This is a genomic window from Pseudomonas sp. SA233 (assembly GCF_054792385.1).
Genome location: NZ_CP096449.1, coordinates 3,326,173 through 3,345,504, shown reverse-complemented (window position 1 = coordinate 3,345,504; position 19,332 = coordinate 3,326,173). Strand labels below are relative to the sequence as shown.

14 protein-coding genes are annotated in these 19,332 nt (G+C 57.2%); 4 read left to right on the top strand and 10 right to left on the bottom strand.

Annotated features, from left to right (window positions below):
* Positions 1 to 27 precede the first annotated feature (27 nt).
* Positions 28 to 1,770, top strand: coding sequence for an autotransporter assembly complex protein TamA (locus M1D87_RS15455; RefSeq protein ID WP_061551773.1), 1,743 nt, complete (start codon positions 28 to 30; stop codon positions 1,768 to 1,770).
* Entirely contained in the window at positions 1,767 to 5,441 is a 3,675-nt protein-coding gene (locus tag M1D87_RS15450; RefSeq protein ID WP_123085030.1) for a translocation/assembly module TamB domain-containing protein, read from the top strand. Before M1D87_RS15455 ends, M1D87_RS15450 begins: the two co-directional genes overlap by 4 nt.
* An 18-nt stretch (positions 5,442 to 5,459) precedes the next feature.
* On the opposite strand, the gene M1D87_RS15445 is transcribed toward M1D87_RS15450, so the two are convergent.
* The 7 genes from M1D87_RS15445 to M1D87_RS15415 form a co-directional block, all read right to left on the bottom strand.
* A complete protein-coding gene (locus tag M1D87_RS15445; RefSeq protein ID WP_061304603.1) occupies positions 5,460 to 6,014 on the bottom strand; it encodes a DUF2589 domain-containing protein in 555 nt (184 codons plus the stop codon).
* 76 nt (positions 6,015 to 6,090) lie between these two features.
* Positions 6,091 to 6,747: a DUF2589 domain-containing protein gene (locus M1D87_RS15440; protein ID WP_061551588.1), complete on the bottom strand. Its 657-nt coding sequence runs from the start codon at positions 6,745 to 6,747 to the stop codon at positions 6,091 to 6,093.
* 518 nt (positions 6,748 to 7,265) lie between these two features.
* Positions 7,266 to 9,671 carry a hypothetical protein gene (locus M1D87_RS15435; protein WP_421091572.1) on the bottom strand — a complete coding sequence of 802 codons (2,406 nt, stop codon included), beginning with the start codon at positions 9,669 to 9,671 and terminating at the stop codon, positions 7,266 to 7,268.
* On the bottom strand, positions 9,665 to 10,606 hold the full coding sequence (locus M1D87_RS15430; protein WP_421091573.1) for an AAA family ATPase: 942 nt from the start codon (positions 10,604 to 10,606) through the stop codon (positions 9,665 to 9,667). Before M1D87_RS15430 ends, M1D87_RS15435 begins: the two co-directional genes overlap by 7 nt.
* Positions 10,596 to 12,530: a transposase gene (locus M1D87_RS15425; RefSeq protein ID WP_421091574.1), complete on the bottom strand. Its 1,935-nt coding sequence runs from the start codon at positions 12,528 to 12,530 to the stop codon at positions 10,596 to 10,598. The genes M1D87_RS15430 and M1D87_RS15425 overlap by 11 nt, the downstream gene beginning before the upstream one ends.
* A gap of 27 nt (positions 12,531 to 12,557) precedes the next feature.
* Positions 12,558 to 13,187 carry a hypothetical protein gene (locus tag M1D87_RS15420; RefSeq protein WP_421091575.1) on the bottom strand — a complete coding sequence of 210 codons (630 nt, stop codon included), beginning with the start codon at positions 13,185 to 13,187 and terminating at the stop codon, positions 12,558 to 12,560.
* A gap of 39 nt (positions 13,188 to 13,226) precedes the next feature.
* On the bottom strand, positions 13,227 to 13,874 hold the full coding sequence (locus M1D87_RS15415) for a hypothetical protein (protein ID WP_421091576.1): 648 nt from the start codon (positions 13,872 to 13,874) through the stop codon (positions 13,227 to 13,229).
* Positions 13,875 to 14,586: 712 nt separating this feature from the next.
* Between M1D87_RS15415 and M1D87_RS15410 the strand changes: the two genes are divergently transcribed.
* The gene (locus M1D87_RS15410) at positions 14,587 to 15,453 is read left to right on the top strand and encodes a hypothetical protein (protein WP_421091577.1); all 867 of its coding nucleotides are present in this window, start codon (positions 14,587 to 14,589) and stop codon (positions 15,451 to 15,453) included.
* Between the two features lie 63 nt (positions 15,454 to 15,516).
* Here the strand turns inward: M1D87_RS15410 and M1D87_RS15405 are convergent, their stop codons facing one another.
* The 3 genes from M1D87_RS15405 to M1D87_RS15395 form a co-directional block, all read right to left on the bottom strand.
* Positions 15,517 to 16,524, bottom strand: coding sequence for a DNA-binding protein (locus M1D87_RS15405; RefSeq protein ID WP_421091578.1), 1,008 nt, complete (start codon positions 16,522 to 16,524; stop codon positions 15,517 to 15,519).
* A 119-nt stretch (positions 16,525 to 16,643) separates the two neighbouring features.
* A complete protein-coding gene (locus M1D87_RS15400) occupies positions 16,644 to 17,405 on the bottom strand; it encodes an SIR2 family NAD-dependent protein deacylase (protein WP_421091579.1) in 762 nt (253 codons plus the stop codon).
* A 101-nt stretch (positions 17,406 to 17,506) separates the two neighbouring features.
* Entirely contained in the window at positions 17,507 to 17,812 is a 306-nt protein-coding gene (locus tag M1D87_RS15395) for a hypothetical protein (protein WP_421091580.1), read from the bottom strand.
* Between the two features lie 417 nt (positions 17,813 to 18,229).
* Here M1D87_RS15395 and M1D87_RS15390 point away from each other — a divergent pair, with 417 nt between their 5' ends.
* Positions 18,230 to 19,138, top strand: a complete 909-nt coding sequence (locus tag M1D87_RS15390) for a site-specific integrase (RefSeq protein WP_421091581.1) — start codon at positions 18,230 to 18,232, stop codon at positions 19,136 to 19,138.
* The last annotated feature ends 194 nt before the right edge of the window (positions 19,139 to 19,332 follow it).

Sequence of the window (19,332 nt, the reverse complement as noted above, 5' to 3'; positions counted from 1 at the left end):
GCGCCCGGCTCTGGTAGCATGCGCCGCATGACGTATTCAGGAAGATTGACCTGGGGCCTGGTTATCTGGGTCGCCAGTTTCGCAGCATGGGGCCAGAGTGAGTTGCTGGTGAAGGTCAAACCGGCCAACAAGGCGCTCAAGGCCAATGTCGAAGGCTATATCGGTACCCTTGGCGACCGCGATGAAGAAGCGCTGCTGCGCTTCAGTCGCGGCGCCCAGGAGCAGGCGCGCAAAGCCGCGCAGGCACTTGGCTACTACCAGGCGCAGATCGACACAGAGGTCAAGCCCGCCAGCGAGGCTGACCGTTCCCCGCAACTGATCATCACCATCGACCCTGGCGAGCCGATTCGCCTGCGCAACGTGACCATACGCATCGAAGGCCCCGCCAGTGAGATGAAGGCTTTCCGCGTGCCCGACAGCAAGGCCCTGCGCGCGGGTGAACAACTCAACCACGGCCATTACGAAGATGCCAAGCGGCTGATCCAGAACCAGGCGTCGCGCTACGGCTTCTTCAGTGGGCGCTTCAGCCGCCAGCGCCTGGCGGTAGACCCCCAGGCCGGTGTGGCCGATATCGAACTGGTCTACCAGAGCGGCCCGCGCTATCACCTGGGCGCGGTCACCTTCGGTGGCGACACACCGCTGGACGACGACCTGCTGCAGCGTATGGTCTCGTTCAAGCCGGGTACACCTTACGACTCGGAACTGATCGCCGAGCTGAACAATGACCTGCAATCGAGCGGCTACTTCGAAGGCGTGCGCGTGGATGCGGCGCCCACCGCCGCCGTGGGCGAAGAAATCCCCGTGGATGTCCGCCTGCAAACCCGCAAACCGCGCACCATGGGCCTGGGCCTGGGCTTCTCGACCGACGTCGGGCCCCGCGGCAAGGCCAACTGGACCCGCCACTGGGTCAACCCGCAAGGCCATAGCTACGGCTGGGAAACCGAACTGTCGGCACCCCGGCAGAACGTCGGCCTTTGGTACGACATCCCCCTCGACCCGCCGCTGACCGACAAGTTGCGCTTTGCCGGTGGCTACCAGAACGAAGAGATTGCCGGCACCGACACCCTCAGCAAACTGCTGACGGTGGGCCCCGAGTGGCACAGCAAGCTGCCAAGCGGCTGGCAGCGGGTGATTTCCCTCAAGTACCAGCGCGAGGAGTACCGTCTGGGTGATGACTCCGGGCTGAGCAACCTGTTGATGCCGGGGGTGAGTTACTCCTTCCTGCGCAGTGACAACCGCATCGACCCGCATAACGGCTACCGCCTGCAGTTCGATGTACAGGTAGCCAAGGAAGGGCTGGTCTCGGACACCAACCTGCTGCATGGCAACGTGCTGCTCAAGGGCCTGACCACGCTTGGCCATGACCATCGCTTGCTCGGCCGGGTGCAGTTCGGTGGCAGCGCGACCAATGGCTTCAAGAACAACATCCCGCCGTCGCTGCGCTTCTTCGCCGGTGGCGACCAGAGCGTGCGTGGCTATGACTACCAGACCTTGTCGCCGAAGAACAGCGACGGCGACCGCATTGGCGGGCGCTATCTGGTCGCCGGCAGTGTCGAGTACCAGTATTCACTGACCGAGAAGTGGCGGCTGGCAACCTTCGTCGACCAGGGCAACTCGTTCAACGACCTGGAGCTGCCAAGCCTCAAGACCGGTGTCGGTTTTGGCGTGCGCTGGGTGTCGCCGGTCGGGCCGCTGCGCCTGGACCTGGCCAAGGCGCTGGATGATGAAGGGGGAATTCGCCTGCACTTTTCCATGGGGCCTGAGCTGTGAAACGCGTGATCAAGTACATTCTGGCGGGCCTGCTGGGGGTAACCGCAAGCCTGGGCCTGGTACTCGGCCTGTTGCTGGGGACCGAAGCCGGCAGCCGCTGGGTGCTGGGCAAGGTGCCCGGGCTTGAGGTGGCTGATTTCCAGGGCCGCCTGGCCGGTAGCTGGCAAGCCAGCCGGCTTATCTGGGCCGATGCCGGCAGCACGGTAGATGTGCAGGCACCGCTGCTGGCCTGGTCGCCGGCATGCCTGCTGCGCTCTACCTTGTGCATTGACCAGTTGCAGGCGCAACGTATCGACATGGCCTTTGCGCCCAGCGCCGAATCGGCCGACAGTGGCCCGCTGCAGTTGCCGGCCTTGCGCTTGCCGCTGGCCATTGAACTGGGTGATGTCAAGGTTGGCCAGTTGCGCCTGGATGGCAGTGACCTGCTTGGCGACTTGCAACTGGCGGCGCGCTGGACCAATGCCGGGCTGCGCATCGACAGCCTGCAGCTGAAGCGTGACGACCTGCAATTGAGCCTGCAGGGCGACCTGCAGCCCGAAGCTGACTGGCCGGTACAACTCCAGGCGCAGTTGCAACTGCCAACGGTAGACGGCAAACCCTGGCAGCTGGCATTGACCGCCACCGGCGAGTTGCAGAAAACCCTGAAACTCGCCGGCACCAGCAGCGGTTACCTCGACGCCACGCTGAACGGGCAATTGCAGGCGTTGGCCGAGCACCTGCCGGCGACCTTGCAGATCCGCTCCGAGGCATTCAAGCCGGCCGCCTCGTTGCCCGACACCGTGCAGTTCAACCAGCTCAAGCTCGACGCCCGGGGCGACCTGCTCAAGGGCTATCAACTGTCAGGGTCGGCCAGCCTGCCGGCCGAGCAGTCGCCGATCGCCTTGCTGTTGTCCGGGCTGGTCGACAGCAAAGGCGCCAGGCTTGATGCCCTGGACCTGAGCGCCAGCGATACCCAGCGGGTCAAGATGCAAGCCACGGCTGACTGGCAGCAAGGCCTGGTCGCCGACGCCCAGTTGGACTGGCAGGACTTTCCGTGGCTGCGCCTGTACCCGCTGGAGACGCCCCCTGAGGTCACCCTCAAGCGGCTCATGGCCCAGGTGCATTATCGCGATGGCAACTACCAGGGCACCTTCAATGGCGACCTGGATGGCCCGGCTGGCGCGTTCAGCCTGGCCAGTCCCTTCGAAGGTGACCTGAGCCAAGTGAAGCTGCCGCAGTTGGCGCTGACCGCCGGGCAAGGCAAGGCTGCCGGCAGTGTCGCTGTGCGCTTTGCCGACACCTTGGCATGGGATGTCGACCTGCAGTTGTCGGCGCTCGACCCGGCCTATTGGCTGGCCGAGCTGCCGGGTACCCTGGCGGGGCCGCTGCGCAGCAAAGGCGAGATGAGAGGCGACGCCCTGAGCCTCGATGCCCAGCTTGACCTGAAAGGCCGCCTGCGCGGCCAGCCGGCAATGCTCAAGGTCGAGGCCCAGGGGGCAGGGCAGAGCTGGACCTTGGGCGCCCTGGCAATCCAGCTAGGGGATAACCGCATCAATGGCAGTGGCAGCCTGCAGCAACGCCTGGCCGGGCGGCTCGACCTCGACCTGCCGCGCCTGGGCCAGTTGTGGCCAAGGTTGCAGGGCCAGGTCAAGGGCCGGCTTGACGTCGCCGGCACCTTGCAGGCCCCGCAAGGTACGCTGGCGCTGCAGGGCCAGCGGCTGGCCCAGGCGGAAAACCGCGTGCAGCAGCTGGGCCTGGATGCCCGCCTGGACAACGCCCAGCGTGGAGTGATCGAACTGAAGGCCAGCGGCATTCACCTGGGTGACACGGCATTGGGCACCTTGCAGGCCAACGGCAAAGGCGACATTCGCCAGCAAGCCTTGACCCTGGCGCTGGACGGCCCGCAGCTCAAACTCGACCTCGGCCTGGATGGCCAGTTGAACAAGGGTGACTGGCGCGGGCGCCTGGCCAGTGGGCGGATCCAGGCCGGTGGCCAGGACTGGCGGCTGCAGGCACCGGCGCGCCTGCAGCGGCTGGCCAGCGGCCAGCTGGACTTTGCTGCGCACTGCTGGCGCTCCGGCCAGGCCAGCTTGTGCGGCGACGACCAGCGTCTGGCCCCCGAGCCACGCTTGCGCTACCACCTCAAGCAGTTCCCGCTGGACAGCCTGGCCCAGTGGCTGCCGAAGGACTTCGCCTGGCAGGGCCTGCTCAATGCCGACATCAATCTGGACATCCCGGCCAGCGGCCCCAAGGGCAACATCGTCGTCGACGCCAGTGGCGGTACCCTGCGCGTGCGCGACAAGGACCGCTGGGTCGACTTCCCGTACCAGGCCCTGCGCCTGGACAGCACGCTGGCGCCAAGGCGCATCGATACCCGCCTGGCGTTCCGCGGCGAGCGCCTGGGCGAGCTGAACGTCAACACCCGCCTGGATCCACTGGGCAACAACAAACCGCTGTCGGGTGATTTCCAGCTGGCAGGCCTCGACCTTTCGGTGGCACGCCCGTTCGTGCCGATGGTCGAGCGTCTGGCCGGGCAGCTCAATGGCAGTGGCAGGTTGTCGGGCACCTTGCTGGCGCCGCAGGTCAACGGCAACCTGATGCTCAGTGGCGGCGAAGTCAGTGGTGCCGAGCTGCCGGTCAGTCTCGAGGACCTGTCATTGCAGGCGTTGATTGCCGGCGAGCAGGTACAGCTCAACGGCGGCTGGCGCAGTGGCGAGGCGGGGCGTGGCCAGCTCAATGGCAACCTGACCTGGGGCCAGGCACTGGGCATGGACCTGCGTCTGCAGGGCCAGCAACTGCCCGTCACGGTCGAGCCCTATGCGACGCTGGAGGTTGCCCCGGACCTGACCTTGCGCCTGATCGACGACAAGCTGGCGGTGACCGGCAAGGTACAGGTGCCCAAGGGTGCGATCACTGTGCGCGAGCTGCCACCGTCCACCGTCAAGGTCTCGGATGACACGGTGATCGTCGGCCACCAGACCGAAGAGGGCAAACCGCCCATGGCGATGGCCATGGACATTGATGTCGAAGTGGGCCGCGACAAGCTTTCGTTCAGCGGCTTTGGTCTCACGGCCAACCTGCTCGGCCATGTGCACATCGGCGACAACCTCGACACCCGTGGCGAGCTGAACCTGGCCGATGGCCGCTACCGCGCCTACGGCCAGCGCCTGACCATCCGCCGTGCGCGGTTGTTGTTCGCAGGCCCGATCGACCAGCCATACCTGGACATTGAAGCGATCCGCAAGGTCGACGATGTGATTGCCGGTATCCGCCTGAGCGGCAGTGCCGAGCAGCCCACAAGCAAGGTGTTCTCGGAACCGGCCATGAGCCAGGAGCAGGCGCTGTCGTACCTGGTACTGGGGCGGCCGCTGGGCACGTCCGGTGAAGACAACAACATGCTCGCCGAGGCGGCCTTGGGCCTGGGCCTGGCGGGTAGCGCCGGCATCACCGGCAGCCTGGCCTCGAGCCTGGGCATCGACGACTTCCAGCTGGATACCGAAGGTTCGGGTAATACCACCAGCGTGGTCGCCAGCGGCAACCTCACCGAGAAACTGAGCCTGCGCTACGGGGTGGGGGTGTTCGAGCCCGCCAACACCATTGCATTGCGCTACAAGCTGAGCAAGAAGGTGTACCTCGAAGCTGCCAGCGGGCTGGCCAGTTCACTGGACATCTTCTACAAGCGTGACTTCTGAGCTGGCGCGGGGCGGCCGTCAACGGACAGTGGCCGCTTCGATGAACTCATTGGTATCGGGCGATGGCGGCGGGCTGGGGGCGCGAACCGGGATGATCAGGCTGGTGTATTCCTCGATCAACCGGTTGAGGGCTTCCGGCGGTTCGCTGGCCTGGAACTGCATGCGGATCTGCACTTCATCGGGGTCACGGCTGTCGCCCTGACGGCTTTGGCCGCCGATGGTGACCTTGAAGCTGGCCGCCTTGTTTTCGCCTGCAGTCAGCAGTGCCTGCTGTGCTTCGGTGCCTTTGACCCTTACCGAAAGGTCGACCTGCATGCGCTCGAGGGCCAGGCCTTTTGGCGACACCAGCGCGAACAGCGGTACGCGCATGATGTGCTGGCCGTCCATGGCCACTTCGACCATTTTGGCTTTCATGGGCGCGCCCAACGCTTCGGTGTCGCATTCGAAGAACTGGTCGAACAGGTCGATGTACTGCTGCGCGATCAGGCTGTTGGTAGCACTGGCGGCTTCCTGCAGGCCACGGGTGATTTCGCGCAGGTCGATGGAAGTCATGGGGGCGGGGGATTTATCCAATGCTTCGACTCCTCAGGCCAGGTGGTGCCCCCCTGTTGCTGGTCAGGGGGGGCTGTTCGGGGCAGGGAGATGCGTCTCAAGAGGTGGCGGCGGCGAGGGCCGGAGCGCCGTCGGCGGCAGGGTTCAAGGTATCGGCCTGGGAAATCAAGTCCTGGCTTTCCAGTGTGGCGGTTTTGACCACGGTCGGCTTTGTCGCGGCGTCGGTCAGGAAGTCGATCACCCGCATCATCGCTTCAGGCGGGTCCTGGCGCTTCAAGGTCGTGTTGAAGGCGTAGCGGGCGCGGGTGTCAGTCTTGCGGGTTTGCGTGGACTTGTGGCTGACGCTGCCTTTCACGTTGAGCCTGAACGGCCCCCAGCCCAGCGAACCGCTTGCCTCGGCGCTCATGTCCTTGCTGGAAACGTCTTCCGACATCTGGTTGATGACCAGCTCGAACTCGACATTACCTTCTTCGATGGAAATGTTCGGGTGGGTGATGGCTGCCACCAGCGGCACTTTCATGGTCTTGCTGACCACGCCCTTGTACTCGCCTTGTTCGTCGACGATGGTTTCGTCGTAGTCGAACTGGATGGCCACGGCCTTGCCGTCCTGGACGCACACCTGCATCAGGAAGTCGGCGTAGGATTTGCTGGCGGTGACCTGGGCCTGGACCATGGCCTGCAGTGGGCCTGCGATCATGCGGTCCATCGGCAAGGCATTGATTACGGAACCGATGAGGCTGTTATCTATCGACATTGCTGGGTTCTCTTCTGGTTGGGTTCAAAACGTGGCCGTCAGTGGTGGTGACGATGCCGAGGCGTCAGCGCGCGCAATGTTCCTGCCGTAGCTGTTCAAATTTCTTCGAAATTGCCTCGTTGAAAAAGCACAAGTTTTATTTGCGATGTTCAAAGAATATTTGAAGCCCTTTTCAAAAAAATTGTAATGTAGGTTGGTTATGTCAATTAGGGCTGAACTGGGTAGCCTCAGAGTGAGGTTCTGAGTGAGGCCTGGTTTCGAAAGTTTGAATTTCTTGCGCAGGATCTAGAGAATAAGATGGCATTTCGGCGCGAAAATCGTCACGGCTCTGGATTTGAGGCTCATGATTTATCATGGGTCTGATGAATTTTTTTGAGAACTCTTGTGTTAGGGAAGCCCGGGTAACACAATTCGTGCTCGGATTAATTAGATAAAGTTGGATTGCGGCAGGCGTAGCGTGAGTGCTTTTGAGTGAGAGTCGCGAGAGGCTATCGTCGTACGGAGATACAGTGAACAGTCTATTGGCGAGGTTTGGTATAAGTGTTCGCCATAAAAGCATGCGTCTGCAGTGAGTGCGAACGACTATGAGTCAGAAAGCGTTCGTGGACTTTCTGTAATGCGTTTTTTGTAATCATGATCTCGGAGCTTTTTCCGCCTAGTGGTATTTTGGCGGCCTTTATGAATCCAGTCCATACGAGATGGTGTAAGTAACCATTGGCGGCGCCGATGATTGCTGTAGCTTCAGCTAAGGAGTAGTGTGTACTATAAAAATGCTTGATGGCGTTGAAGTCGTGAGGCTTTATATAAATCTGTTGGTTAATTGTAATCCGGAACAGGTGTGCTGGTTTTATAAAGGTGTTGTAGATCTTTTTTTGTTCTCGGTGCGTGATTTTTTCAAGCTTGGCAAGGGGTTGAAGGTTTTTAATGGCGTTTTCGGCGATTTCCACCTCGTTAGGGGTTAGGGTCGTCTGGAAGGCCAAGGTTCGGAAATGCGCTGGGCGCGCCAAGATTAATTGGTCAGTTATTTTTCGTAACTCAACAGGATTGATTTTGTATTTCTGGCACAGTGAACTGCTTTTGATCAGTTGGCCATGGTCTCGGAGGTTTCGGTAGTCCGAAGTGTTGGGGTTCAGCGTTGCGATGATTTCTGGAGTAATGTCTTTGCGATAGTAGACACTATAGAATTTAGGTGTTGTGTTTTTTGTTTCAATGGGGAAGATGCCAAGGTGGGCAAGGTGAATAGGTGGGAAGCTTTTTTGGCTTCCTATCAGAAGTTTTAGTTCTGTGGAGAGTACCAAGTTTTCACGGCACTTTGATACCACGGATTTTGGTACCTGCAGCTTACCGTTTTGTCCGGAATAGCATGGGGTCAGCAGATTGGAGTGAATGAGAAAACGTACCTCGTTTTTTGTGCATTCCAGATATTTCGAGATTTCGACCAGATCCATTACCGGACTATTTATATCGGGTGGTAATGGTGTGATCTTAGCTAGGGAGACCTTTAGGTTGGTGCTTGCAAACAGGGGGTGCTCGTTGGAAACTATTTCGACAGTGCTTACGTCTTCGTTCAGAATGAATGAGGGCGTCGGGGAAATGTTTCGGCGTGAGAGTGCAGTGGAGATGCACTCAAGGTTAAGGTAGTTAACGATTCTTCGTATATGACGAGTCTCTTTGTGGAGATTGGCGGCAATTGACCGCACAGATGTATATCTTTCTAGAAACCTCTCTACCGCTTCACGCTCGAGATAAGCTTCTCCTGGCATGATTTTTGTGGGCCTTTTGCCAAAATAACCTTGGCTGACAAGCTGCGCGAAGTGAGGTCTTGGAATATGCAGTAGTAGTGCCGCCTCGGAATAAGAGATTTGATTGATTGGTGTTGTTGCTATCACTTTGCTGTGATGTGGTGAAATAATTTTATCCGCAATTTTTTTTATGAGAATGATCTCCTCGCGACAGTAAGATGGCTTGGTCCGAGATGAGTGTGGGAAGGTGGGGTGTTTACGTACTTTATGCCAGTTATGCGGACTAATGCTCAGGAAGTTACGGGTCTGTTCCGTTGTCAAGGTCAGATTTTGTGGGGGTGGATTTTTTGAGTGGGACAAAGGCCGTAATTGATCAATGGTCGCACAGAGTGCTGAGTAGGCTTTGGGGCTCAAGATAGGCAGCAGCTTCATCAGGAACATACGTTTTCTAACTGTTGATAGTGGCCCAATCAGGAAGCGGAACGAGGGTGCACCCAGATCAAAGTGCTCTCCTGCAATGCTGATTGCAGTTATGAATATGTGCCTATTCTCAATCTCGGGCTTTGATTCGCTATGACCCAGCGTATGCATGATGTCAGCGTACAAATCGAAGCGTTCCTGCTGCTGAGTTTGCACCCAGCCCAAGAGCAGTTGCTCGGGGGATGCGTCCATTGTTGTAACGGGTGGCGATACCAACTTGACGCCGCAACGACAACGGTCCGCGATCTGGTTGGACCAGGTAAACTGCCGGCTACAAGCCGGGCAGCGGGTCAGATAGCGTCTAGCATGGACAGGACATACTCCAGTCCCTCTGATATCCTTGAAATATTTTTCAACGCCAGTCTCCCAGCATTCCGTACAAATAGCACTCTCGTTGAATCTCAGCAAGGAAAGTGGTATCACCAGAGCATCGAGCCTGGCGCACAGTGCTCTGCTTGTTGGGTGTAGCAACGTGGAATAAAATCCGCTTGAAACGGTGATCCCATAAGTTGTAGCCGCCCGATCCAGGTGCTGGGCTAGGGCCTGTGATGCGAACAGGCAATTCTTCATATAGTCCTTACCAATTAGTCGATCGATGAACACTGTACAGCTGGAATATCCGTTATTGAGAGCTCCCCGTCTGATCACGCTACTAGGAGACTCTCCAGCTTGAGGGATCGGTATGAAGCCGAGCGTCAGCATGTGTATGCCTCCAGCATTTTATCTAAACGGGAAGGCGCTAGTTCGAATGGGTTTTCATCGGTTGCCAAATTCTCGGAAATGTACAATTCAGCTGTTGCGTCACTCAGGTCACTGATGCGCAAAATTCCATCGTTGCGCAGAAGGCAAAACTCTAAGGCATTGCAAATAATGAGTTTCAAGTACTCGAGATTACCTTTTGTCGCCAGATAGAGCTGTGTAGAGACCATGTGGTCGCAAAGATGTAAGCCGCTGCTCAACTCTCCAATCGTGTAGAGCTTTTGGTCCAGAGTGGTGAGTAACGCTTGATAGTCTGAATCAGGGTCGACGCTGAACGCAGGGTAATGGAGTTCAGCGCGGAAAGGGAAGCGTCTGGCAAGGACAGCCCTACTGTAAATCAGGTCCAGGCATTCATCGGTTCCGATGATAACAAACGGAATGTTTGTCAAGTTAATGAGTGTGACAAGGCAGTCGATGATACCTTCCCGCATCAACACGGCATTCGCACGAGTTAATCGTTGAAACTCGTCGATGATGATGACCTCCACCCCTCTGGTCAGTAATAGTCGAGTGCAGCGATGAATGAGATCGACTGTATCGCCTTTGGTATCGCTATTACCCAAATTGATCAGCAGGGTTTTAATGAACGACTTAACGGTCACTTGGGCCGGAATCGTACACAAAAAAGCTGGTGTGATGGTGTACACACCGTCATCGCGAACAACGGTCGATGGCGGGGGGAATGAGTCGCTGAAGAACTTTGCCAGCGTGGATTTGCCAGAGCCTGCAGGACCTGTCACCACCGCGCAGCTTGGAATATTCCTATTTTTAGTACAGGCAACAGATTTTTTCATGATCGCAAGAGCGTTACGGTAGGCGCTGAAGAATACGATCTGATTGGAGAGCTTAAGAATCTTTTCCGACATGTTAGTGTTCATGATCGTCTCCGGTGGTTGTTGGAGGGACATCAACGAGTCTGACTTCCACAACTTCTGCGTTGTTGGGTATGCTGTCAGTAAACGGCAGCCTTGCAGGCGCGGGTCGGCTCTGTTTCCGTGCAGATGTTGGTTTGCGCTCGGGTGTGGCAGTTGCTTTCGCCATTTTCGACGAGTCTTTGGGCTTGTGAGTCGCCTTTTTGTGTTTGGCGCGCATTTTGAGGTTGAGCAGCCGCCGTTGCTCTTTAGCTTTAGCGAAGCTAAAAGCCTTACGACGTTCAGACATAGCGGCGCGAATTTCATCGTGCATGGCCATTGTCAAGCCCACTTGATAGTCGGGATCCACCGCCTCAGCGGCATACAATTTATTGGAGTCTTGAGGGTCACAGACCCAAATGGTGCCTAGTTCACTGACGTCGTAGAAAAACGTCAGCATCACCTCATTCCGACTGCGGGTGGACAAATATGGAATTGCGGGGCAGGTCCATTGCAGATGGTGGTAGCGCACCCGTCCATTGACTGGCTTGGCAGTGGCTTTGCTAAGGAATATCTGGTGAATGTCTTCCAAGCTATAGGTCTTTGGCGGAAAGCAAGGGTCGACGTTATTGTCCCAGACATCGTTGGGGCTCGTGTCATCCAGCGACGAGTGCGGCGTGGCATGGTAGATTTCCAACCACTGCTCAAATAACTCAGTGAATTGCTCGAGGGTGTAAACCGCCTCTTTTTTTGACTCATAATCGCCACACTCGATGGGGTTAGAAAACGTGGTGCCAGGCAGATTATGGGTCAGGTGGGTGTTAAGGGTCTTGAACCAGCGCTCGACGTGAGGTTTCTGATCAGGCAAACCAGGCTCACAGAAAATGACTCGAGCTCCAATCAACGCCAAACTATCAGCCAGCTTTTTTTTGATGAAGTCCGGGCCGTTGTCGCAGGTATAAGAGGCTGCCGCACCCCGTCGGTCGCCAGGCGTCAATGAAACCTTGATGGCACGGATTGTTTTCTCAATGCTTGGATGATTGTGTGAAAGATCCCAGCCGATAATTCGTCTCGACGTTACTTCCAACAACACGGTCAGCCACGCCCTGCCGATATTGCGCCCTTGGTCGTCGACCAACTGCAAATCTACTCGCTGGCTGTCACACTCCACATGTTCCAGCAGATAATTGGGCGTCTTGGCTTTTTTGCTCCACTTCTGCCGCTGCTTGGCAAACTTGTTACCATGCTGACAACTGTCGACGCGAAACTGATCCAGTTCTTTGATGAGTCGGTAGAACGTAGAGTAAGAGGGGATGCGCACTTGCTGGTGCACCGGTCGCTTGCTGTTGTCGACTTGCAGTTGGGCAATGATGCTGTCGATCACCTCGGAAATGGGGAGGGGTGTCCTCGTTAAGTAGAATAATTCGACGTTGTAGTTGAAAACCGATCGCACTTCTTCTGGCTGCCTTGATATCCGGCTTTGACCACGTCTGGGACGAGGCACCAGGGCAATGGCGCTTCCACCTGCTAACCGATAAGCCCTGCACCAGCTATACAGCGTTGGATAGGTCGGACCGGCAGCGTCCCCGCGCTCTAGCTTAACCTGGTTGATCAACTGCAGGGTCTCATCCACTGGCAACTTTGTGCCGAAACGGGCCTCAGCAGCTCTGACATAAGCCAGTCGCTTGTTGTGTGCATGCTGATGTGCTTCGGACAGGCCAGACACGATCCTATTGGGCTGGCCTTTCAAAGGGGCCTCGGCAACCTTGATGTAATAGCCGCGGCTGCAGGCAACTTTGAATCGGTCGATTGATTTACAAGTAATCATGCCGGTGCGGCGCAAGCTGCGCAGTTGCACCGTGCCTTGTTCTACAGACGTGACCTGATAGTCTTCGTCGCCACAGCGATAGTGTTCGCCTGGGGTCACAGTGAAGTCAGCGAGCGTGCGCATTTTCAACCTCCGCCAAGGATTAGTGTGTCACGCTGAGAAATTGCGGTGAGTCTTCAGACTCTGGAAGAAACGCTCGACGTCGGATTTCCGGTCATGCACGCGGGGTGTGACGAAATTGATCTGAACCCCGATCAACGCCAAGCTATCCGCCAGCACTTTAGCGCTGTAATCCGCGCCGTTATCAGGGGTGTACTCCAATCCCGCGCCAAGTCGCGCCCATGCAGTCCATGAGGGTGAGTTGTTCTTGATAAGCCCGGCATCCACAATTATCCGGCTTAACCGATCAACTATTAACCACGACGTGATACCGCGACGGGCGAGAGGATCAATGAGTTTCAGCGATAAAAGAAGGCTGTCGGGCGACCCATGGCTCAGGGGCCCTGAATACTTGTCCTTGTAGCTTCTGAGGTGTGAAAAGAATGCGGGCAAAGCTACTCGGAGGTTTGAGACCGCTGGAAAAACTCTGATGGTGTGTTGCACCATGTCTATCTCATCCACCAGTACACGATGCTCGTGCGGTGAGAAATAGTTGGGCATAGGCACTGATGAAGTCATCTCCACTTTCAATGGTGGACTCTGGCGACGTTGTTTTGCGTGCCCTGGGTAAATATGTTTCCCTTGGCTTGGGGTAAAGGGATAACGGAGAGACTGTCTCATACAAGTGCCTCCTATTTAGCTTAGATTAAATACAAGCAGTCAGTGACTGATGATTTTCGAGCCCAAATGCAATGGCCCAGTGTCCACTCTAAAAAGCATGCGGTAAAACAGTCCGTAAGCAATCTCTTGCATTCGATATCCTTGGCTGAGCAACTGGCCAATTGTTTGGGGGTCCCTAGCCGTAGTGGGAAGAGACTTGGCTAAGAGCGTGGCTTGAGCGGCTACGGCACCGAATGAGTACCAATAGAGTTTTTTCAAATCACAGTCGGCGCCGGCTTGTTGTATTTCGGATTGTCTGATTGTCTTCAGGAAAGAGCCGCACTCAGCAAAGAGCGGTTCGTACAGATGGCGGCGAGCTACGTTGCGCGGACTGTTGTATTTATTATCATGTTTGATTTCGTAGTAAGCCACTTTGCCGCTTTGATACACGACCTCAAAATCTGGGGTGTAGCGAGTGTGTGGTGCCAGCAGTTCTACGGTGCAGGGTTGTGTGGTGTAACTCCTGATATTCGGATTTCGTTCCAGGAGGAGGCAGAAGTCAGCTTCGAGTAATGAATCACAGCCCATGACACGCCCGTTTTTTCGCGAAGGGAACTGTGTGACGCGCCTGCCGTGGCGGCCTCTACTCGGGGCTACAGCTTCGATAATGCTTAGGTTGATGGCTAGGCTCGGCGGTACAGTAAGCATGTTCTTGCTCCTGAAAAGTTTCGCTGAGTTAATGGTTTTCTCTATCATTTGAAATGCGTCTGGCAAGAGCACTCTCTGACTTTGTGGCCTGTAATGGAACAGCATGAATCAGCAGTAGACTCTGCAGTAACTTTGGTGGGCGCGCGTATTGAGGCTTAAATCAAGGTGATCCTGAACGCTTGGATCACCTTGAGTTCACCTCGAACAAAATTACGTTTTTGTAGAAAAGCCAATTTCATCGTTTCGTTTATAAATTCCGCGGAGATTTTTGTTATTGGTTTCTAGCATAAGTCGTCGGCCAGTGGCATGAGCCTTGATGTTGTTCAAAGCCTATCGCTGGGGGAGGACGGCGAGGCAATTTTGCCTGGCACATTTCACCATTTGACACCAGCTCGAAGTAATACATCGGGGCCGAATCCGGGCTGCTAGATAGCTAGGGATATATTCAATCCATTGCTATTTCCTATTCGATAGAGATAGTAAATGGTCTCCTATTAGCTATTGGTCAGCGGTGTCAACACTTGAGAGTGTTGTTCTCGATGACTCCATTGTAGGATGTAACGATGGTGATTTCTAATGGCCAAAAGTGTTGCAGAAGGGCCTCTTTCCGTTTTCCGCGCAAGGCTCTAGCTAAGGCGTTTCAGCCGGATATTGGAGGTTTTCAAAGTCGCGCAAAGGAGATCGCGTACCGAACGTACTCGAGGTGTACAGCGTGGCCATCCTGAACGTTGGATCAATTGGCTCAGTGTTTCGTAGCAAGGTATTGTTTCACGCCACGGCACAATCGATGGGCTGCCCCCACACGCCATACAGCATGGCAAACTGCTGGCATCATTCTCACCCTCACCCTGATAGCGTGTCGCTATGGGAAGGTATGCGGGCTGGTGCGAAACCACAGGACAATAACCAAACCAAGTTATTTGGCGATTTCCCACATCTGCACACGCTGTTTGAAAATCCGTTTTGGTCAGCCATCTCACACCCCGAATGGACGATGGAGTGGGATGAGCTGGCAGATAGCATTCGAGTGGGCGGGATAGCGCTAGATGGTTGCAGCGGCAAGTTGACGCGGCTGTTGCGTGATCGTGTAGATTGGCCTTGTTTAGGTGTTCACTTGGTTTTGCATCAAACGCAAGATACCCGATTTTTCCATCACCGATTGTGGCTGAAGGATAACTTAGCCGCCATGGTTCGCCTGTGCAGTATGCAGCGACCTATGAGTTTCGTTCGCACGGAGTTTCAGGACTTTCTCTTTCGAATGATCTCCGGTGGGCATGCACCGAAAGTCATTATGCAATCTTGTGCCGCGGAAAAGTTCGCAAATGAAACGCTGTTTGAATTTCTGCTGCGGAGGCAGTGGCTACATGGCGAGGATCAACATCTCGCGCTACTGATTTGGAACTTCCGTCAGCAGCTTCAGCACGAGTTGGATATTGGACCTCCCCAGACTATGGGGCCTGCAGGATGTGGATTGCCCCATTCCTTGCGGCAAAAGTGGTACCGCAAACGCTCGCAATGGATGGATCACCCTATCCACTTAAACGGTGTTTGCTGCGAATTCGGCGACCAGTATGCATAGATTGCTGTTTTTTGCGATAAGCAAGCAGCCTCGTCGGTGGTGGAGCCGCCGACCTTTGTTCATTCAGGGAGTGACGTTATCGGGGCCTGAGGCTTGGCGGATGGAAGCTGTTGCGCTGGGCAGGCGGGCCAATAGCTGATGGACCTGGTGCAGTTGTTGCGTGAGGTCGCGAAGACTGCGACGGTCCTGGCGACGATCGAGCAAATACCGGTGTGCGCGTTCCCGTAAGCTGGTCGCTTCAAGCTGCAGCAACTGCTCCCGCTGTTGCAGTTGGCTGATAACTGTATTCAGCTGTTCGTGACTCGCGTGAAGCTGCTTCACCTGTTTCTGTTCGGCCTGCAAGGCGAGGCGATGGGCTTGGTGTTCAGCGTTTTGACGCTCCAGATCACGGTACAGGTGGGTCAACTCTTCCTGTTTGCTCATCAGTTGCTCCTGCAGACGCCGCTGCTCATGCTGGAGCTGCTGTACCTGTGCTTCATGGCGCTGGATGTCAGCCTCTCGCTGCTGACGGCTCTGCTCCCGGAAGTGCACCAACGACTCGCGCGCCTGTTGGTACTTTTCCTCCAGCGACCGAAGCTGTTCGTCGCGATCGCGGACGGCTTGCTGGAGATGGGATTCAGTGGCGAGCAGTCGCTGCCGGTCACCCTCCAGCTGTTCGATGCGCTTGGCAAGGCTGCGCTCTTGCTCGCGTGCTTCCACACGTTCCTCCAGAAGCAATTGATGGTTCCTTTTCAACTCATCATGGCGGGCGCTATCGACCTGCCGTTGCTGTTCGTAAACCTGTCGTTGCCGTTCAAGACGAGCGCGGTCGGCGCTGACCGCTGCTTGTGCATCTGCCGCCAGGCGCTGTACTAAACCGCCTATATAGGTCTGGACCTCTTCGTTCAAGGTGACCGCAGGCGGTCGCGGCTCTTCGCTCGCCAGTTCACGCAGGTAGCGGCTGATCGTGGTTTTCGAACCCGTGTCGCCCAGTTCGACCCGCACCGCGTCAATGCTCGGCGCTTCACCCCGCGCAAGCAGTGCGTCGCGCGCAGATTGCACCAGCGCTTTGTTGATTCCGCTACGGGCCATGGCGTTGATCCGATAGGGTGGTTCCTACACAGTATGGTGCAAACCAGATGCGCTGCTTTATTCACGGTCGCGTGTTGTCTGGGTGGCGCCTTGAGAAGACGCTCTCTGAATGCTGTTCCCTAATTAGCGAGTACCCGTTCGAGCAGGGTGGGCAAGACTTGTCCAGCATTGCCAATCAGCATCAGTTCTTTGGGCTTGTCCATGCTGACGTCGATCGGATTGATGTGGATGACCACGCCGCCTGCCGCGAGGACGAGGTCGGGCAGGCTGGCGGCTGGCATGACCACGCCGGAGGTGCCAATCGACAGCAGCACGTCGCACTCACGCGCCGCTTGCGCGGCGGCTTTCCAGGTTCCCGCCGGCAGATCTTCGCCGAACCACACCACGCCCGGTCGCAGCCGGCCATTGCAGTGGCTACAGCGCGGCGGTTCGACCAGCTCGCCTTCCTCGGAGATGGGCTGCTCAGCGGCAGCGAACTCGGCGGGGCGGTGACAGGCAAAACACTTGGGCGTGATCAGGCTGCCATGCAGGTGTACGACGTCCTGGCTGCCAGCGCGCTCATGCAGGTCGTCGATGTTCTGGGTAATCACCGTGAGGTGGCGTCCGCTGCCGGCCAGCCGGGCGATGGCGCGGTGCGCCGCGTTCGGCTGGGCCTGCAGCATCTGTTGGCGTCGCCACAGGTACCAGCCCCACACCAGCGCCGGGTTCTCGCGAAACGCCTTCGCCGTTTCCAGGCGCTGCGGATCCTGGCGCGCCCACAGCCCCGTCAGCTGATCGCGAAACGTCGGAATCCCGCTTTCGGCCGAGATCCCCGCGCCGCTGAGCACCACGACATGGCGCGCCTGCCGCAAGGCAGTGGCGGCGTCTGTGAGCACATCCATCGACAGTTGGCCTCCTTCGCTAGGGCCTGGATCAACTCAGCGGAGCTGGCCGGTTTTACCCACCCACCAGCGAGTGGTCTGGCGAGTCCTGGTTGCACCTGTTAGCCACCGTCGTGGAACCAATCGTTGCGGCTGACCAGGCCCAGATCCGCTTCGCTGGAGTTGGGGGCGCTGTCAAACAGGTGCGCGGTCCGTCGCTCCTGTTTGAGGAAGGCGAGGGTGGTAAAGAAGCAGCGCTCGCACAGGTGCACTTCATAGCGCTCGCCGTCGTGCGCCGTCCCATAACCCCACTGCGCCTCCAGCGTCCCGTACTGCAGGTTGCCGTTCGTCAGCCGGGTGGACGCATCACAGATATCGCAGCGCACATCGGTCACGGCCTGCTGTTCCACGCGTTCCAGGATTTTCATGGGGCTGCCTCGTTTGCCAGCGTTTCTTTAAGCGTAGAGGTCGGCGGCGTGTGCAATTGGCCATCGGTCGCGCGGGTTCAGGTGTGGCGGGCGGCATTGTGCGGGGACTGCCGCGACGTTTGACTACACTGAGAAATGGATTCGCTCCTGGCGCTGTGCCGCATGCGCGTAAACCGGAGCGACCCGAGCGTCGATCCCGGTTCGGTGAAGGCCGCCGCCGATGGCGTGGTACAGCTGCCCTCGCGGTGTTACGGCCGATTATTTCGTACTGTTTGAGCGGTACGAAATTACAGGTGTACAGCCAGCCGTCCTGAGCGCTCAGCGGGCAGAATACTGAGGTGTGAGAAGCCCAGATTCTCGAACGTGATAGCGTCTTCTGCGCTTTATCTACCGTCAAGGGGTACAACTGGAGGAGGAGTGGACACTTCGTCTGAACGCTACATACGCGCCGCGCGTCGAGCCAGTACAGACAGGCGCTATGCCAAGGCCATTGAGCACTTCGAGGCTGAGTGGGGCGGGCTACTACCGTCTTCCAGCGAAACTGTCGTGCGCTATCTCACACACTACGGCGACCAACTCACGACCAGCACGCTGCGCGTGCATTTGGCGGCCTTGGCCCGCTGGCATCAGCAGCAGGGCTTTGTTGATCCCACCAAATCACCACGCGTCCGCGACACACTGCGCGGTATCCAGGCCCTAAACCCACAGCCGGTGCAGCAGGCCGAAGCCTTTGCGCTGAAGGAGTTAGAGACCTGCATCGCCCAACTGGCGATGGAACTCGATGAACCGGTGCTCGCGGTGAGGTTGCGCGCTGCACGTGACCAGGCATTGATCTTGCTCGGCTTCTGGCGGGCGTTTCGAAGTGATGAGTTGTGCCGGCTGCGGATCGAACACATTCAACTGCGCCAAGCGAAAGGGTTGGAGCTGTTCTTGCCAAGCAGCAAAACCGACCGCAGTAACCGCGGCCGCGTGGTCAAGGTGCCGGCCCTCAAGCGCTTGTGCCCCGTAGCGGCATATGAGGTGTGGTTGGAAGAGAGTAGGCTCAGCGAGGGGGCGCTATTTCGTTCCATCGACCGCTGGGGGCATATCGGGAAGAAGGCGCTTAATGCCAACAGCCTCTCGCGTTTACTACGGCAGGTACTTCTGCGAAGCGGTGTCCACTCGGTAGGTTACTCAGCGCACTCGTTGCGACGAGGGTTTGCCACCTGGGCGAGCGCAAATCAGTGGAGCAGCAAGGATCTGATGGATTATGTCGGGTGGCGCGATGTGCAGACAGCAGTGCGGTACATCGAAGCCGATGCGCCTTTCGGCGATTGGGTACGTTAAGGCTGGGGACCTCATGCTGAGTGCGCTCTTCTTGTTTTCAGTTTCTCGTTCGGAGTAGGTACCTGCGAATATGGTTCCCTAGATTAACGTAGGCACATTGCGTTTTATCAAGTTTTTCATTGCGTAGGTCACGAGGAGACGCAGAGCTACGGTCTAGGTCGAGACTTCAAAGGGAAAGGGGGGGCGGGGCTGTA

Bases quoted from the DNA above. Each gene is read 5' to 3' on its own strand.
- M1D87_RS15455 (WP_061551773.1), top strand. From the start codon at position 28: ATGACGTATTCAGGAAGATTGACCTGGGGCCTGGTTATCTGGGTCGCC.
- M1D87_RS15440 (WP_061551588.1), bottom strand. From the start codon at position 6,747: ATGTCGATAGATAACAGCCTCATCGGTTCCGTAATCAATGCCTTGCCG.
- M1D87_RS15435 (WP_421091572.1), bottom strand. From the start codon at position 9,671: ATGCTGACGCTCGGCTTCATACCGATCCCTCAAGCTGGAGAGTCTCCT.
- M1D87_RS15430 (WP_421091573.1), bottom strand. From the start codon at position 10,606: ATGAACACTAACATGTCGGAAAAGATTCTTAAGCTCTCCAATCAGATC.
- M1D87_RS15425 (WP_421091574.1), bottom strand. From the start codon at position 12,530: ATGCGCACGCTCGCTGACTTCACTGTGACCCCAGGCGAACACTATCGC.
- M1D87_RS15420 (WP_421091575.1), bottom strand. From the start codon at position 13,187: ATGAGACAGTCTCTCCGTTATCCCTTTACCCCAAGCCAAGGGAAACAT.
- M1D87_RS15415 (WP_421091576.1), bottom strand. From the start codon at position 13,874: ATGCTTACTGTACCGCCGAGCCTAGCCATCAACCTAAGCATTATCGAA.
- M1D87_RS15405 (WP_421091578.1), bottom strand. From the start codon at position 16,524: ATGGCCCGTAGCGGAATCAACAAAGCGCTGGTGCAATCTGCGCGCGAC.
- M1D87_RS15400 (WP_421091579.1), bottom strand. From the start codon at position 17,405: ATGGATGTGCTCACAGACGCCGCCACTGCCTTGCGGCAGGCGCGCCAT.
- M1D87_RS15395 (WP_421091580.1), bottom strand. From the start codon at position 17,812: ATGAAAATCCTGGAACGCGTGGAACAGCAGGCCGTGACCGATGTGCGC.